Raw genomic sequence first — 16318 nt, 5'->3', positions numbered from 1 at the left:
AGCTGAGTTACAATCGCACTATGGTTATTATCAATACTGCTGCTTATTACTTTGTCGCGATCGCGCAGCCACAGACACTGGCCGATCAAATTCGTGTGCGTGCGGAGATTGCGGGACTGAAAGGGACGGTGTTGATCGCCGAGGAAGGAATTAACTTATTTCTCGCTGGTGAGAAGGTGGATATCGATGCATTCTATGCTTGGCTGCGTGCTGACGCGCGTTTTGCAGTGCTGCAGGTAAAGCATAGCCTTAGCACATATACACCATTTGCGCGCCTTAAAGTGAAGGTCAAACCAGAGATTATCCGCTTCCACTGCGCGAATGTATCTCCGCTGCAAAGGCGTGCACCTAGCGTCTCTGCGCAGACGTTGCGTGATTGGCTACGTCGAGGTTGCGATGATAGTGGCCGGCGTTTGGTAATGCTCGATGCTCGCAACCAGCAAGAAATTGCATACGGTACATTTTCAGGAGCGATCACCCTGCCTATCACCAAGTTCACTGGATTCCCAACGGCGCTAGCACGGTATCGTGGCCTATTAGCTAACTTCACTGTAGTCAGCTTTTGCACAGGTGGGATTCGCTGTGAAAAGGCTGTGTTGTGGATGTACGCTAATGGGATGGACAACGTGCTGCAATTGGAGGGCGGTATCCTCGGTTACTTCGAGCAAGTTGGTGGTGAAGGCTACGATGGACGTTGCTTTGTGTTCGATGAGCGGGTAGCACTAGATACACAATTGCGTCCGTTGCATGACGTGCCGGTCGTGCCAAGCTCTCTATGATCGGAAATTTCTTAATGAATAACGCAGTATCTCCTGATACATGCCCTCCAGTGGTCGTTGCATTCTAAATAGCCAGTTTCCGAAGCAGTTATTGCGGCGGCTTTATTTGGGTGGCGCTGTGTAACAGTGTGTTTGATCAATGTTCCGAAACTGCGATGTGGCGTCTTGTATGCACTAATGTGCATGTTACCCAAATGCGTTTGATTTGAAAAATTCGTTGGGATAGCTTGCATCGGTAGACAATTATATGATTCAGGGACACAAGGATGACTATTAAGATTTTTCTGATCGACGATCATGCTCTAGTGCGTGCCGGCATGAAGATGATCTTGTCTAATGAATTGGATCTCGAAGTGATAGGTGAAGCGGAGACAGGCGAGGTGGCTCTGCCACAAATCCGTAAGCTACGCCCGAATATCGTATTATGCGACATGCATCTCCCTGGGGTGAGTGGGCTAGAGATTACCGAACGGTTGGTCAAGGGTGATTATGGTAGCCGTGTAATCATCGTTTCGGTATTGGAAGACGGCCCATTGCCGAAGCGATTGTTAGAGGTTGGTGCCTTCGGTTATGTCGGTAAGGGCAGCGATGCTAATGAGTTGCTGTGTGCCATCCGTGATGTGGCCTTGGGTAAGCGCTATCTTGGTAATAGCATTGCGCAGAATTTGGTGCTCTCAAGTCTGGAAGGAGGGTGTTCACCTTTTGATATGTTGTCGCCGCGTGAGTTGGAAGTTGCGTTGTTGTTAACCCAAGGTCTGCGCCAGGAGGACATTGCCAAGCGGTTGTGCCTCAGTGCTAAGACCATCAACACGCATAAGGCGCGTTTGTTTGCTAAAGTGGGTGTTAGGGATACCATCGCCTTAGCGCGGTTGGCCATGCAGTACGGACTTGGTGCTCCTGGAAATATAGTTTAGATAAAATATCTAATTCGAAATCCAGCTTTTTCTTCCAACGCACAATGATGTTCATCAGGTAGATGATGAACATGCACTCAACAGCATGATATAGGTGCTGTGCACGACAATTTTCCGGGTAAGAGTGCTCTAGGAGCTGGATTGCGGCATCTTCTGTATCACGTATTGCTGATTGAATTACGCCGAGTTGATCTACTGTGGTTTCAGTCTGATCGATCAGGCTGGATGTGGTTAGTGTGCCTCATGTAGTACGCACATCGAGCTGAGAACCTTATTGACTAGTGCAATCTTGGTAGTAAGCGAGCTGTACTGGATGATTGAGCTGTAATGTTCTCGAAAATCTTGTACGTCGCTTTTGATCTGGTAGATCATGTTTGTTTCATTACTGTGTGTAGTTATTAGACAGAGCTATTCTGTGTTCCATTTCTTGTCTTTAATTTTGAGTTAAAACCTTTTAGTTGCCGTTGTCTATCTGTATTCGCCACTTATCGTGGGTGTGGGCATAACTTTAACAAGAATCTTGATGTAAGCATCTCAAGTGTCAGGGATTGAACGTATGGTCTGTGTTGCTGGCAATGATCTAAGTCTGCCCTTTGCCATCGTAAGATGGCAAAGAGTGCAGGTTTAGGGCTTCGACTTGTTTTCAGAGGTGTGGCACTGTTTCAGTGGCCGTGCGAGTGTGGTTGGAAGCGAGTATGTCAATTTCAGAGGATATTGTGGTCATTGTTGTGTTCTTTGTTTTGTGTACGAACTAATGATTTGTCTTGCTGCGATGTCGTAGTCGTGTTAGCAATCTCGCTTAGGCGGGTGGTATTTCCCACGAATGGAGCCTGAGTCTCGTCTTCTGATGGAGCGAGTACCTTGGGTAGTGGTGTTTGCATCGGCATACGTGGTTTTCGTAGTGGTTGGGCTGTTTCGTCTTCCCTTGCAATGACCTTGTGCTTGGTCTCGATTTGCTCGTTGTTGTATGTAGTTGCTGGAACGACTTTGGTTTGTGGTGTAGTTATCGTTGTCGAAGGCATCATTGCCATCACTGGTTGAGCCGTTACAGCCAGTGCGTTCGTGGCTGTTGGGCGAAGTGCCGTATTGGTGTCCGCATTGGTTTGTCCGTTCGGTATCTCGGTCTTGGTGGCTTTAGTATTTACGTTCGAACGTGGCGCTGGTGTTGTATGCACGGATAGAGTCGCCTTCGTTGGCGCATCTGTGGCGGAGAAAGTTTCAATACGGCGCCCTGAAGAGGGTCTCATGGTGTTGGTGCGAGCCTTGTAAATTGGTCCTGGTGGGGGATCAGAAACGACGTCTTTATGCGTATGCGTCGTGGTTTGTGGCGAGGTATGAGAAGTGACGGACGTAGCGCTGGATTCAGCTTGGGACGCCATTTGCGATGCTACATTCGTTCGCGACGCCGTGCGCATAATGCTCTGAGGATCTGTAATTTCGAGAGTGGCGGATATCCCATCTCCCGCAGCAGATGTTGCGCTACGTAATGATACGGCGATCGGAGCTTCTGGCACTTCGTCATCGAACTCAAATTCCGGTGGGCGTTGTTTCCCGTGCATGGCAGGGTACATGACTTGCCCTGGCTCGATGTTGTCGACATTGTCGGTTTCAGTGTCGTTGGATAATTTGGTGGTATTGCTTTCGCTTGCATTACTGGTTTCGTTTCCTGGAGAAGTATTCCGCCGGCGCCGGCGCCCACCGCGACGCCCACGGCGCCGCCGGTTGCTGCCGTCACTGTGCGCAGCATCTTCATGACTACTTTGTTGAATTTCAATCTCGGTATTCGTATTAATTTCCGTCTTTGTGGCCGACTTGGCTTCAATCAGTTTCTTTGATGTGTCTTGAGCAGCATTCGATGTGAGTGTTGAAGTATTCTGGTCTTTGACTGACTGTATGGTGGTCACGGTAGGCGTGTTGTTGACCATCGCTTCAGCGGTTAGGGTCATCTGCTTTGCTTTCTGTAACGTGTTGCCTTCGCCATACAGTACAGACGCAGGCTGTTTACTTAGCGCCGTTTTCGTGACGTTCTGTGTTGGTTGCGCTTGCGTCCGTGGTGGTTTGGGGAGCGGTGGTTGGGATTGCCTTGGCATCTGTGGTTGTTTCGAGGCATATGCCGGCAATTTTGGTGTTTGTGATTCGTTCCGTAATTTCCCGTTCGTGTCTGCTGTGGCTTGGTTCTGGGTTTGCAGATAGTTGCTTTCGTTATGACGATAATTGTCGCGATGGCTGCTGTTGCTCTGTTGCTGTGCTTGGTTGTTGCTACTAGCAATGCGGCCATCATGACGGTTTTGTTCGTTGCGTTGCATATTGCCATTGCGGCTCTGTTGCATGGCAGCGGGAGGGCTGCTACTGCTTGTAGCCCGTAACTTGTCGGCGCTTCCAAAGATGCGTTTTAGCCAACCAGCTAGGTTGGATACCAGTTCCGGAATGGCGTGTACCTGGTTCTCAGCGGATTGTCCTCGCATTGATTGAGCCAAACGCATTGGTATGTTTTCGTGAGTTTGTGCTAGTTGTGGTGGAGTGATTGATTTCACTGCTGGTGCTGGCGGGATGTTAAGTTGCGATTTGGTGAGTGCATGCACCGGTAGCTTGCGTGAGGTGGTGCGTTGGTAACTTGGTTTACCGGTTTCCTCGCCTAATTCGTTTTCACGTAGACGGGTAACCTCGTAGTGCGGGGTATGTAGTTGCTCGTCAGCTATGATAATGATTGGTGCGTCATGGCGTTTCTCGATCTCATTAAGTGCACGGCGCTTCTCGTTGAGCAGATAGTTAGCGATCTCTACTGGTGTCTGGACAAGCACCTGTCCAGTGTTTTCCTTCATCGCATGCTCTTCGACAATACGGATGATCGACAGTGATAGAGATTCGATGCTGCGCATCCGCCCGTGCCCGTCGCAGTGTGGGCAAACAATCTGGCTGGATTCGCCAAGGCTTGGACGTAGGCGCTGACGACTCATCTCCAACAGGCCGAAACGTGAGATGCGGCTAAGTTGCACACGTGCACGGTCGTATTTGAGACAATTTTGCAGGCGGTTTTCAATCTCCCGTTGGTGTTTGGAGGAGGACATATCGATGAAATCAATCACCACCAGACCGCCGACATCACGCAGGCGCAGTTGGCGTGCGATTTCATCGGCTGCTTCCAGGTTGGTTTGGAATGCTGTTTCCTCAATGTCGCTACCCTTGGTAGCCCGTGAAGAATTGACGTCGATGGCAGTGAGTGCTTCGGTTTGATCGACCACGATCGAACCGCCAGAAGGTAGGCGTACGTTGCGCTCGTAGGCACCTTCGATCTGCGATTCGATCTGGAAGCGATTGAACAGAGGGATGTCGTCTTTGTAGTACTTGAGTTTGTACAGGCTTTGCGGCATCACTTGTTGCATGAATTCATGCGCGTCCTGATACAACTCCTCTGTGTCGACCAAAATCTCACCGATGTCGGTACGCAAGTAGTCGCGTAGGGCGCGGATGATGAGGCGCGACTCCTGGTAGATGAGCAATGGTGCTGGTTTGCTCAATGCGGCTTCGGCAATGGCGCGCCAAACGTGCAGCAAAAAGTCAAGGTCCAACTGTAGCTCTTGTGTGTCGCGGCCGACGCCAGCAGTGCGTATGATCACCCCCATATCGTTGGGGATGTCCAGCTTTTCTAGCGCGTCTTTCAGTACAGCACGATCTTCGCCTTCAATGCGACGCGAGACACCGCCCGCTGAGGGTGAATTCGGCATCAACACCATGTAGCGACCGGCCAGCGAAATGAACGTGGTCAGCGCGGCTCCTTTGTTGCCACGTTCTTCTTTATCAACTTGGACAACGATCTCTTGGCCCTCACGCAACAAATCACGGATACCGGCTTTGTGATGGTCCAGACCAGTTTGGAAGTAGTCGCGGGAGATTTCCTTCAACGGCAAGAAGCCGTGGCGTTCTGTGCCGTAATCGACAAAGGCGGCTTCCAGAGAGGGTTCGAGCCGGGTGATACGACCTTTATATATGTTGGACTTTTTTTGTTCTTTAGATGGTTGCTCGATATCAATGTCGTACAGGCTCTGGCCATCCACGATTGCTACGCGCAGCTCTTCCGCCTGCGTAGCATTGATTAACATTCGCTTCATTAGTTGCGTTCCTCGCGCGCTTTTTACGCGCGGAACGCCATGGCGTTTCGCCTCTGGAAGCGTTCACCGTCCCTTTCGCGCGAAGCGCGTACAGGCCAGTTTGGTTTTCCAGCGCTACGACACCACGGCAGGCCGCGGGAGCGCTTATTTCTCAGGTGTTTCAGGGCCGGCAGCCACATTCCGGTCAAACCGGCGAGGCGCACGGGACACGTTCAGCGCGGGCACTGAAATGCCCGGCGATGGCCAGGTAGGTCGGCGAGCCGCTAACATGGCCGTCCCTATAGGGGGTAAGGCCGCGTGCTATGCCAGATTCGTCGGAAGTGGGGCTTCTGGCCCAGATCAACCTTCAACGAAATCAAACCCTTATCTCGCCAGCAAAGTATAGCAGAATATATATTCGGATGACCGATCCATTTTGTTTCCAGTCAGGGCTTGTCGTGGAGTGTTTCAGCGTACGTATTGTTGTCGTGCCTGCCGAGCACCGTGGGCAGCGCTTGGATAATTTCCTTCTCGGCAAACTAAAGGGTGTCCCGCGCAGTTTGGTTTACAAGCTGGTGCGCAGTGGGCAAGTTAGAGTTAACGGTCGTCGTACCAAGGCCGAGCGCAAATTGGAGGGAGGTGATGAAGTCCGGCTTCCGCCGTTGCGCCTTATTCAGGATGGGGCCAAGGTCGCACCATCGGCTGCATTTCTGGCCAAGATGGAGGCGGCGATTGTGTTCGAGGACGCACGTCTGCTGGCGCTTAACAAGCCCAGTGGCGTGGCTAGCCATGGCGGTAGTGGGATCAGTTTCGGCGTGATCGAGATCATGCGTGTCTTGCGTCCTGATCAGGATCTGGAACTTGTGCATCGTCTGGACCGCGATACCTCTGGTTTGTTGATCATCGCAAAGAAGCGTGCAGCTCTAATTGAGTTACAGGCGTTGATGCGTGAAGCCAATTTTAATGGTAATGAGGGCCGTGGTATCACCAAGCGTTATTTGGCTTTGTTGTCCGGGCGTATGCCCAATGGAGTGATGAGTGTTGATGCGCCGTTGCGTATTAATCTGCGCAAGGGGGGAGAGCGTCATGTCCAGGTGCATTGTGATGGAAAGCCCTCAATGAGTCGTTTCCGTTTACTGGAGCGGCGTGGAGGGCAATCTTATTGCGAGGTGTTGATCGAAACAGGTCGAACTCACCAGATCCGCGTGCATGCGCAGCATCTTGGTCATCCAGTCACTGGTGACGACAAGTACGGTGATCAGGAGATTAACCAGCGGTTGCACGATCGTATTGGTTTACGCCGTCTGTTCTTGCATGCCGTGTCGTTGGAGTTCGCTTTGGACGCCGGACGCGCGCACTATGTGCTGAACGCTCCGTTGGCGGAGGACTTGGCGGCCGCGTTAGACCGTCTTTAGTCTGATCCAGCTTGGAACGGTCTGGACCAACTAATGCTCAGCTTCTTGCTACACCCATTTATGTTGTCACTTAACGTGGCTTGTGCCGATTTATCACTTGCATGGCGGGTACAGTGTTGTTGCGCTGTGTGTTATAAGCCTAGCGATGCGAAATAGCGCCAAAGCTTAGCGTCCCGGGGTTCGCCCAGCGACTAATACATAAACAGTCTAATGGTTACGTGCATAGTGTTTGGCCGTGGATAGTAGTGCGTCAAGGGTGAGTAATATCATTGTTTCGGCGATCGACCCGAATACTGTGGTTATTATCGGCGTGTAGTCCTGCTAACAGGGTTCGGCGAGTCTAGATGACAGACTGATGGCACAGGGATAGATTCGGTTGTTTGTGGCGAAATAGTCCTGCACTGTGATTGCGATCGTTAGCGTTAACAGCATGCCGATGCTGGGGTTTTCCAGGGTTACAAAGTAATGTGGCTAGACCTTGCATGGATGTTGTGTGCAGTGATTGTACCGGGATTAGCAGCTCGAGTGGCTTGAGGTAAGTGCGCGGTTGTTGTCGTTGAACCGTGGATCGTCGGTGCTCATGCTTTGGTAAGGATTCAGTACTGGGCGGTCGATCAGCATGGTTAACACTAGGTCGACTGGAAAAGCGACGTTGGTCCAAGCAAAGTTGACTGGTGTGCAGTAGACGTTGATGAACATGGCGACCGACTTGTCAAGGATTTAGTTGGTCATGTGAATAAAATTGCGCCGTCGGCGAAGGCCAGACTGAATGACAGTGCGCGTGGATTCGGGGGATAAGAGAACATCACTATCAGGCTATCAAGCCTGGTGGCCAATCCTGCTGTGAGGGTGACACTGCGCGGTGTCGATGTTGGCTTCAAATAGCAATGAAGCCATGTATTAGGTACAGACAGCAGGTACGCAGATATATGGCTGAAACGCTAGGATGAGGTGTGCGTGCAAGTTAACTTCAGTTATTGTGACGGTCACCTTCTTCAAGTGCGAAGCACCATTCAGGTTTAGGATTGGGTGGGTTGAATGTGACCGGTACTTGGATTGTTTGTGTGATCGGTTGGCCGTTGCGTGTGGCTGGCTTGAACTCCCAGTCCCGTACGCGACCTTGTGCCGATGTGTCCAGCGCTGGTTGGTTGCTGCTTTGTACCAACTTTACTTCGATGGGTTTTCCTTGCGTACCAACTTTGACTTTCAATACTGCGCGTCCGCCAATACCTGCACAGGCCAGTTGTTTCGGATACTTGGGAGGTGGCGTATGCACCGCAATGAGTTCAGTAGAAGGGGGGGCTGGCGCTTGATCAACGTGCTTACTACAGGCACCGACCGATAGCAACAGTGTCGACAAGGCATGGAAACGAAGCAATTTCATAACGAAGTCAGATTCCTTGTTCGTACAGTGCGGAAGCCTTGGCGGCGCAGATGAAGTCGTTCTCGCTGATCCCTCCGATATTATGGCTGGAAAAGCACACTACGACCCGATCATAGTGCACACCCATATCCGGGTGGTGATCTTCGCAGTGTGCAACAAAGGCTAGCGCGTTGACGAAGGCGAGGGTACGGTAATAGTTGTCGAACCAGAATGTCCGGGTCAGTGCATGTCTGTTATTGCTCAATTCCCAGCCTGGGACCTGTGGTAGCAGCTCGGCCAAGTGGGCTTGGCCGAGCTTGCGTTCGTTTTTGTCGCGTGGCCTGCAGCGGGCTTGGGCTAGAGGAATCAGATCGTTCATCGAGCGTCCTGGTGTGCAAGCTGGTGGCATCGTAAGTACTAGAGTGTGGTGAATGCGACACTAAAGTGAAGTTAGAATAACCCATATGATCCAGATTTCTGATAGAGCCAAGGTCCACTTCCGTAAATTGATCGAACGAGAGGGTGTGCCCGGTATGGGGGTGCGTCTGAGTGCAGTGGATCCCGGCACAGCGCGTGCTGATGCACGCTTGGAGTTTGCCGAGCCTTCGGAGTTGGCTGGCGATGAATGGTTGGTGGATTGTGGTGGTTTCACTCTCTATGTGGCTGCAGCCAGCGTGGTATGGCTGGATGGCGCTGAAATCGACTACGTTATCCAGGCTGCTGGCAATCAGCAATTGATCATCAAAGCCCCCAGGATTAAAGGCCAGGAGCCTGGTCAGGTTGCCTCACTGGTTGAGAGAGTGTGCTGGGTTGTAGAGAACGAGATTAACCCGCAGTTAGCCTCACATGGTGGGCGAGTGGAGGTGCAGGAGGTTTCTGCCGAAGGTGTGGTGTTACTGCGTTTTGGCGGTGGTTGCCACGGTTGTGGTATGGCTGATGTGACCCTCAAGCAAGGCGTCGAAAAAACCCTGATGGAGCGTGTACCTGGCGTGATTGCAGTGCACGATGCCACCGATCATAGTACAGGTGCGGCCCCATACATTTCTCGCAATTTTGCCGCCTGATTTTTTTGCGATGACGCGAGTTCAATCCACACGTTTTTTTGTCGTAATGCACACTTGTTTGCCAGACTGGTTAATTCTCTATCCGCCTAGTCGTTTGCCATATGGCTGGGTGGATTGAATGCCGTTGCAGTACCCAAGGTTTGATCAGAGCGAGTTTATTCCCTTTTGGGCAACTCGTACGTCGCGTTTCCACAGCAGAGATGGGGTAGCGTTAGGGTACTTGCAGGCGTTCCGAAGTCTGTGGTGGCAACATTGGGATCCGCGTCCGCATGATGAGTGGCTGCTGCATTGGATTGGGGTATTAGGCAGTGTCCTGATCAATTTGGGTTTCCTGTTTTTGCTGATCTGGAGTCTTGCGATCCGCTGGGCTCTACCGCCGCCTACAGGTGATGAGGGCAGGGTGAGTGTGAGCCTGATTGGCGATGGTTCACCGGTATCTGGTGCGGTGGTGGAGAGACCACATGATGCAGTGGTCGCTGCCGCGACGTCTGCTGCTGTATCTAGATCGGTACCGCCTGCCATTACCCCTTCGTCTACCTCTTTGACTGGAGTGGCAAGCACATCTGCACAGGGTGCTGACGGGAACAAGCTGCTACCATCGTCGGTGCGTCAAGTGTCGTCTAAAGTTGAGGTCGAACAGCCGACACAACCTGCAGTTGAGCAGCCGCTGCAAGTCACCGAAGTCGCAGTCCCAACGACTGACTTTGTAATACCTCCGCTGCAGCATTTATCCGATATGTCGATTCCGATACGTGAGCGTTCACTGCCGCAAGTAAGGCAGCGCGAGGTGCAGATCGTTGATATTCCTCCGCGACTGCTGCAGATGCAGTCACACGACCCGCAAGTGCTGCTGCCGCATGTGGCTGTTCCGAGCGTGCGTGAGCGTGATGTTGTGATTCCCGATCAACCACAGTTTTCTATGAGAGACCCACAGCCGGTGGTTCCGACGCTTCGACCCCAGAAGCTGGCTGAAGTGCAGGTTCGTCAGCACGAGTTGCCGAGCGTGGCCGTACCGGTACAAAGTTCTGTTGCCACGCCTTTGTCAACCACACCGGTGCCAGTGCAGGCACCTTCGGAACAGTGGGGGGAAGGTAGTGCGGTGGCAGTGCAGCACGACAATGGTGGAGATGCTTCCAGGCGTGGCGATGATTGGGGCTTGGCTGATCGCCGCCAGCGTCCGGGGGATGGTGGGCAGAGTTTGTTCGACCAACAGGGTCGTGTCCGTGTCCCTAACGCCGGCAGGCTTGGCGGCACCTCCCGTGGCGCTCCTGGTAGTGAATCGGATACTTGGACTCGCGAACGTATTGCTCAATCCGGGAAATGGCTGAAACGGCCACCGTACGATTATATTCCAACGGTGTTCGAGCAATATTGGACTCCAAATGAGTCTTTGTTACAACAATGGGTCAGTCGTGGTATCAAGAAGATCGAAATCCCCATTCCAGGCACCCACACAAAGATCCATTGTGTGGTGTCGCTGTTGCAGTTCGGTGGTGGGTGCAGCCTGATTAATCCCAATATGAATGATCAGTCAGCGACTGCGCGTCCCCCGCCAGACATCCCGTTCAAGAAAGAATTGCAGGAGGAGAATGGTAGCGTCAGGTAAGGGGCGAGTAAAATTATGGTTGTTATCCAGGAGAAAAAGCATCCCAGCGATGATCATCTTGTCCCTGCCCTTGATGTGGAAATGCTCTAAATGTTTGAGGGCTGGGTAGTTATCATCAAGGCGGAGGAGATTATACGGAAGTGCAGTGTAGACAGTAGTGCGATGGGGTACTCGTTTTCACTTAAAATGCGTAAGTTGATCGGTGTGAAGATGCGTTGCAAGGCAGGTGTCTTAATTTGTAGTTGTATGGCGGTAAATCGAGCATGACAAGTTAGAGAACGATAGATGCATCCTGGTGGGTGAGGGGCTAGTAGGTGTCGCCAAAAGACGATGTTGCGATCTAATGATCGCCAGCATGTGAGTGTGGTTTGTTCGAGATAGTTTGATTCAAGTAAAACAAGATTTCGAAAATCTTAGGCATTTTTCTGCTTGGGTAGGAATCAATTCATTGTGGTTTTGTTAGTTTGATTGTGGTATATGGATGTAGATTCGGTCGAAGAACGATCTTGCTGTGGTGAGAGTGGTGGTGTGTTGCTAACGATTGTAGTACTGCGTTTGACTGTTAGCTTAGAGTAGATTGAAAAGTAAAGTGCGAGGTGGTCGGGAAGGATGCAATACACCCCGTGTGGCCTCCTCAGCGTTGCAGCAATGGTAGCTTATCTGGTTTGCCATTCCATTCTGCTGCGTTGAGCATCGGCTCCCGGCGTATGGTCACTACAGGCCATCCTTTGGCAAGCTCAGCGTTGAGTGCAATAAATTGCTTTTGGTCAGCGGGTACGTCCTCCTCGGGATAGATTGCATTTACAGGGCACTCCGGCTCACACAGGGTGCAGTCGATACACTCGTCAGGATCGATGACAAGAAAGTTCGGGCCTTCATGGAAGCAATCGACCGGGCAGACCTCTACGCAGTCAGTGTATTTGCAGTTGATGCAGTTTTCGGTGACGACAAAGGGCATGATGAAGTCCAGCGGTTTGGTCTTAGAATTCTAGAACAGTTGTGTGAATGCATGAGTGATTGCCTAGCAGATCCCCAACGGGTTTAGCAGGTTGTGTATATATACTAACTATTCGCTGCGACACAGATGTAAATCAGTGTCCCCTTGCTGCTTCCCGATGTTTCTGGCGCGGAGATTATCTGGGGTGTGGCTATATGGATTGAGTGCCGTCTACCTGTCATTGGGCAGGCGTATCCAGCAAAAACGCTGATACAGGTTGCGTCGCCCACGGCTACGGGAGGGAACGACAGACTGTATTGGTACTTGGCTTGCGAATGAATCAATGTTGTGCATCGCGTTTACTGTATGTGTACCCGGTTGCTGCATTGTCGCTGCGTAAAGCTGGCAGCAGTGCACGTGGATCGCCGTCGTTCGGTGCGGCTGGAATGCCGAGCAGGCGTGCCAGTAGTGGGTAGACGTCGACGTTGCTGATTGGGTTAAGTAGAGTGCCTGGTATGAATGATGGCCCGTGGGCAAGGAAGACCGCGTGCATGGAGGGTAGGGTTGGATCGAAGCCGGACGAGCCTCGCATTTGCAATGGATTACGCTTAATGATTTGGGCTGCTGGTAGTGCGTCCCAGCCTTCGTGCATTTGGCAGAGGATGGTTGGGATCCGTGGGTGCGTGCCGTAGTGCCAGTGTGCTGGCACGGCTTGCTTACGCCAGCAGTCGTATGTGGCGTGTGCCCCGAGTAGCATGGCTTCAATTTGGCTCTCATGGCCGGGTAACGGTGTGATTCCTAGCACTTGGCCGTCACTAACCACATGCACATCTGATACCCGCACGATCCGTTCCAGTGGTACCGCGTGATCGCCTGGGACTGGCGCAATGCCGTGATCAGAGACCACGATCACGTCGGTATCTGCGAGTCTGCCGTGGTGGCGTAGGCTGTCGATCAGTCGACCAATTACGGTGTCGATCGTGTGCACTGCTGCAGCGTATTGCGGCGAATCGGGGCCGAAGCCTTGGCCTGCGGTGTCGACTTGCTCAAAGTGCAGTATCACTAAGCGTGGTGCATCGGGCCCACGTTCATTGAACCAGCGCAGCACCTGATTGACCCGTGTATCCAGTGGAATGCGTTTGTTATATACATGCCAGCGGCTCGGCCGTGTACCGGCGATTGATGCTTCGCTACCGGGCCAGAAAAAGGTAGCACTGCGTATGCCGGCATGCTCAGCGCTGACCCAAATCGGCTCGCCTCCCCACCAGCGTCCGTCGCTGATCGCTTCGTGACGTTCCGGTTCGAATGTGCCCAGGAGTGGATCCTCCATTGTGTTATGCACAATGCCATGATGATCCGGGCGCAGCCCAGTGACTAAAGTGTAGTGGTTTGGAAAGGTCAACGCAGGATACGAAGGTGTCATCCAGCGTGCACGTACGCCATCGGCTGCTAAGCGTGCCAGTTGCGGCGCTTGACCATGTTCAAGCGCGTCCGCGCGCAGGCCATCAATCGAGATCAGCAGTAATTTGTGCTGTGGGGTGGCTGTGATGGCAACGATTGGCATGTTACGGCGGATGGGAATCGAGCAGGCTGCCAATAGCAGGGTGCTGATCAAAATAGATAACAGGCGTGCGATCATCATTGCAGCAATATACGCGGTAGTAGTGATGTCACGATTTCATGACTGCCTTGTGTGTGTCAGTTGGTGCTATGCCTTCCAGACACAGCAGGGCGTGTTTGGTAGCTAATCCGCCATTGAAGCCGGTGAGTGCGCCATTGCTGCCAATCACACGGTGGCAAGGCAATACGATTGGTAGTGGGTTGCGGGCGTTTGTGGCACCTACTGCGCGGCTTGCACCTGGTCGTCCGACGTGTGCAGCTAACTGAGCATAACTCCAAGTCTGACCGAATGAGATCTCCGTCAGTGCATGCCACACGGCGCATTGGAATGGCGTTCCCCGTGGTCGTAACGGTAGTGCAAATGTGTGGCGCTCGCCGTGCAAGTATTCGAGTAACTGTGTACGTGCTTGCTGCAATAACATTGCATCCGGAGCGTAGTGCCAGTGTTCGTGTCCTTGTGTTGTGTGACGGTTGCTTGGGAACATCACGTGACATAGTGCGTCTGTGTCGGCGACGATGGTCAGCATTCCAATCGGACTGTCAAAGATGTCGTAGCACAGTGGTGACATCGTCAAGTCTCCTTAGGCTCATCGGACAGGTGATATAGGTCCAGCAATAAACAGACCTGCTACGGCCATTGAGTGCCGGAGCATATGATGCTACGTGCTGTCAGGTGTCCGTGTATGTAAACGCAAGCATCGCCATGCAGTGCACAGTCTATATGTTGATATCTGGTAATGGGGTGTGGATACCAAGGAACATATCCATGTGTTGATCTGATCAAAGTATAAGAGAAGCATTGGACACATGCTTGCGCCAGTGTATGTAGGGCTACGGTGTGTCTGTGTAGCAGGTCGAGCGTTTTCAGTGGTCCGCATGAATAACGCTAATGGTGTTATGAAGTTTTGAGTCAATTCGAGGATATGTTAAGGCACAGCGGACGATAGCGTTCGAGCAGATACATGTTCAGCGCATGTATCCGACTTAATCTTGATTTCCTGGTTAAGCGAACGCCACGTGGATTGTATGCAGTCCGTGCTTAGATTGAATATGTGGCCCATGGATTGCATCCTGTTTTTGCTACCTCATTATGACAAGATCGCTTGTATCTCCATCAGGGCTATTCACTGAGTATCCGCCTTCATTTGGATGAATAGATAACATGCTTAAATGCGATGCGGAACGCTTTTCGGAAGATTCTGCGGATGGCGTAACCGTGGTAGTGGTGTAATGCGATGTAAGCAGGGATTTCTGATTTTGTTCGACCAGTCATCAATGCACATCATTGCTAAGGTGAAAGCCTTGCATCCTTGGAGTCAGATATTGAAGTAGGGGGCTCGATATTCTGGAGAATCACTGCTCAGTTGAGAGATTGCTGCAGTGATGCGAGCGATTGCAGCACTGTTTCTAATGCATCTCAACATATCAATTCAATGCTGGGAGTCTGAATGTTTCCATACGTCGTGCTGTGTCGTGTTGGTGACGCATCTTGGGCTGGCATCTTTGGTTGTTGTGATGGTGTATGCGGTAGGCGCTTTCTTCATCCACTCCGAGTGGTCATGCCTGCATTGAATTCGCTTAAACTCACCAAGCTTGTTCTTTTTACAAGGATTCGGAGTATGTTTTGTCCTGCCCGTCTGCTTGTGCTTGTGTTCCTGGCTCCTTTGCTCGGTCGTGCCCAGTCTCAGGTCAAACTGGTAGCTGTTGCGCCGACTCTAACACCAGCTCAGCAAGTGCAATTGGCTAGGCAGAACGCCATGATGAATCAGGCCGCGTTGAAGGTTGCCCAGTTGGTTGATGCTGGCCAGATTGCTCAGATATGGGATGGTGCCTCAGTGGTGGCCAAGCAAGCAGTAAGGCGTGATGCCTTTATTGAGCAGATTGGTGTCGAACGCGGTCGTCTCGGTACGGTGATCGCACGCACTCATGGTGTGGTGACTCGTGTCCAGTACGGTACCGGCATGCAAGTGCCGGCTGGCCTGTACTTCAATGTGAGTTTCACGGTTAGGTTTGCGAATGCATCGCAGCCATTGCGTGAATTAATCTCGTTCCGACAGGATGATGACAATATCTGGCGCTTATCAGGTTACAGCTTGCGTGCTCCTGGAAATGAAGCCGCGTTTTGAGAGGGTGCTCATGCTTCTGATACTAATAGAAGCAGCTTACCCTTGCCAGTGTGGATGTTCATATCGTCGTCTTGGTGGCTCTGATTGGGTGCCATTTAAAGTGGAAGGCGATTATAGGAGCAACACTCTATAGTGAGTTGCCCAGTTTGGAATCTTTTGCACCTGGATAGAGGGTGCCTCAACTGACTCAAATAGAGCGCGGTTACGCGCCTATCCCATCCGTATTTAGCGGGTGTAGATCAATCGCTTAGGATTGAAAGCCTATTAGCGTTACTGTTGCCGCGTATTTTTGGCCAGATTGACGAGTCTGTGTCACAACAAACACGTGTTGTGGGATTTATTCTAGTTAGATCAGCCTTGCTCCTTAACTTGCTCCTTAAACTGCATGCGATGGTACTAACACGTT

At 51.7% G+C, this 16318-nt stretch carries 13 protein-coding genes; 6 read left to right on the top strand and 7 right to left on the bottom strand.

The window, feature by feature from the left end:
- Positions 1-20: 20 nt before the first annotated feature.
- Together PLS229_RS10270 and PLS229_RS10265 are read left to right on the top strand one after the other, a co-directional pair.
- The gene (locus PLS229_RS10270) at positions 21-779 is read left to right on the top strand and encodes a sulfurtransferase (RefSeq protein WP_038271783.1); all 759 of its coding nucleotides are present in this window, start codon (positions 21-23) and stop codon (positions 777-779) included.
- A 266-nt stretch (positions 780-1045) separates the two neighbouring features.
- Positions 1046-1693 (top strand): response regulator, encoded by a 648-nt coding sequence (locus tag PLS229_RS10265; RefSeq protein ID WP_038271757.1) that lies wholly within the window; start codon positions 1046-1048, stop codon positions 1691-1693.
- A gap of 704 nt (positions 1694-2397) precedes the next feature.
- Here the strand turns inward: PLS229_RS10265 and PLS229_RS10260 are convergent.
- Positions 2398-5793: an Rne/Rng family ribonuclease gene (locus PLS229_RS10260; protein ID WP_235062495.1), complete on the bottom strand. Its 3396-nt coding sequence runs from the start codon at positions 5791-5793 to the stop codon at positions 2398-2400.
- A 410-nt stretch (positions 5794-6203) separates the two neighbouring features.
- Between PLS229_RS10260 and PLS229_RS10255 the strand changes: the two genes are divergently transcribed.
- Entirely contained in the window at positions 6204-7196 is a 993-nt protein-coding gene (locus PLS229_RS10255; RefSeq protein WP_051482353.1) for an RluA family pseudouridine synthase, read from the top strand.
- Positions 7197-7709: 513 nt separating this feature from the next.
- On the opposite strand, the gene PLS229_RS10250 is transcribed toward PLS229_RS10255, so the two are convergent.
- The 3 genes from PLS229_RS10250 to PLS229_RS10240 all read right to left on the bottom strand — a co-directional run bounded on the left by PLS229_RS10250 (position 7710) and on the right by PLS229_RS10240 (position 8938).
- A complete protein-coding gene (locus PLS229_RS10250; RefSeq protein WP_081755461.1) occupies positions 7710-7895 on the bottom strand; it encodes a hypothetical protein in 186 nt (61 codons plus the stop codon).
- Positions 7896-8166: 271 nt separating this feature from the next.
- Positions 8167-8580: an energy transducer TonB gene (locus PLS229_RS10245; RefSeq protein WP_038271753.1), complete on the bottom strand. Its 414-nt coding sequence runs from the start codon at positions 8578-8580 to the stop codon at positions 8167-8169.
- Between the two features lie 7 nt (positions 8581-8587).
- Positions 8588-8938 (bottom strand): 4a-hydroxytetrahydrobiopterin dehydratase, encoded by a 351-nt coding sequence (locus PLS229_RS10240; protein WP_038271751.1) that lies wholly within the window; start codon positions 8936-8938, stop codon positions 8588-8590.
- An 85-nt stretch (positions 8939-9023) separates the two neighbouring features.
- Between PLS229_RS10240 and PLS229_RS10235 the strand changes: the two genes are divergently transcribed.
- Together PLS229_RS10235 and PLS229_RS10230 are read left to right on the top strand one after the other, a co-directional pair.
- Complete coding sequence (locus PLS229_RS10235; protein ID WP_038271749.1) at positions 9024-9623, top strand: NfuA family Fe-S biogenesis protein; 600 nt, start codon at positions 9024-9026, stop codon at positions 9621-9623.
- 118 nt (positions 9624-9741) lie between these two features.
- Positions 9742-11229, top strand: a complete 1488-nt coding sequence (locus PLS229_RS10230; RefSeq protein WP_038271747.1) for a hypothetical protein — start codon at positions 9742-9744, stop codon at positions 11227-11229.
- Between the two features lie 634 nt (positions 11230-11863).
- Here the strand turns inward: PLS229_RS10230 and fdxA are convergent.
- From fdxA to PLS229_RS10215, 3 genes are all read right to left on the bottom strand, one after another.
- A complete protein-coding gene (gene fdxA / locus PLS229_RS10225; protein ID WP_081755460.1) occupies positions 11864-12187 on the bottom strand; it encodes a ferredoxin FdxA in 324 nt (107 codons plus the stop codon).
- Positions 12188-12506: 319 nt separating this feature from the next.
- Positions 12507-13808: an alkaline phosphatase family protein gene (locus tag PLS229_RS10220; protein ID WP_038271742.1), complete on the bottom strand. Its 1302-nt coding sequence runs from the start codon at positions 13806-13808 to the stop codon at positions 12507-12509.
- A 28-nt stretch (positions 13809-13836) separates the two neighbouring features.
- Positions 13837-14355 (bottom strand): methylated-DNA--[protein]-cysteine S-methyltransferase, encoded by a 519-nt coding sequence (locus tag PLS229_RS10215; protein WP_038271739.1) that lies wholly within the window; start codon positions 14353-14355, stop codon positions 13837-13839.
- A 1050-nt stretch (positions 14356-15405) separates the two neighbouring features.
- Between PLS229_RS10215 and PLS229_RS10210 the strand changes: the two genes are divergently transcribed.
- Positions 15406-15912: a DUF4019 domain-containing protein gene (locus PLS229_RS10210; RefSeq protein ID WP_425511071.1), complete on the top strand. Its 507-nt coding sequence runs from the start codon at positions 15406-15408 to the stop codon at positions 15910-15912.
- Positions 15913-16318: the final 406 nt, after the last annotated feature.

It is taken from the genome of Xylella taiwanensis (assembly GCF_013177435.1).
In the GTDB taxonomy this organism is placed as follows: Bacteria; Pseudomonadota; Gammaproteobacteria; order Xanthomonadales; family Xanthomonadaceae; genus Xylella; species Xylella taiwanensis.
Note: the sequence above shows the minus strand (reverse complement) of the source record. Positions and strands in the feature narration are given on the sequence as shown.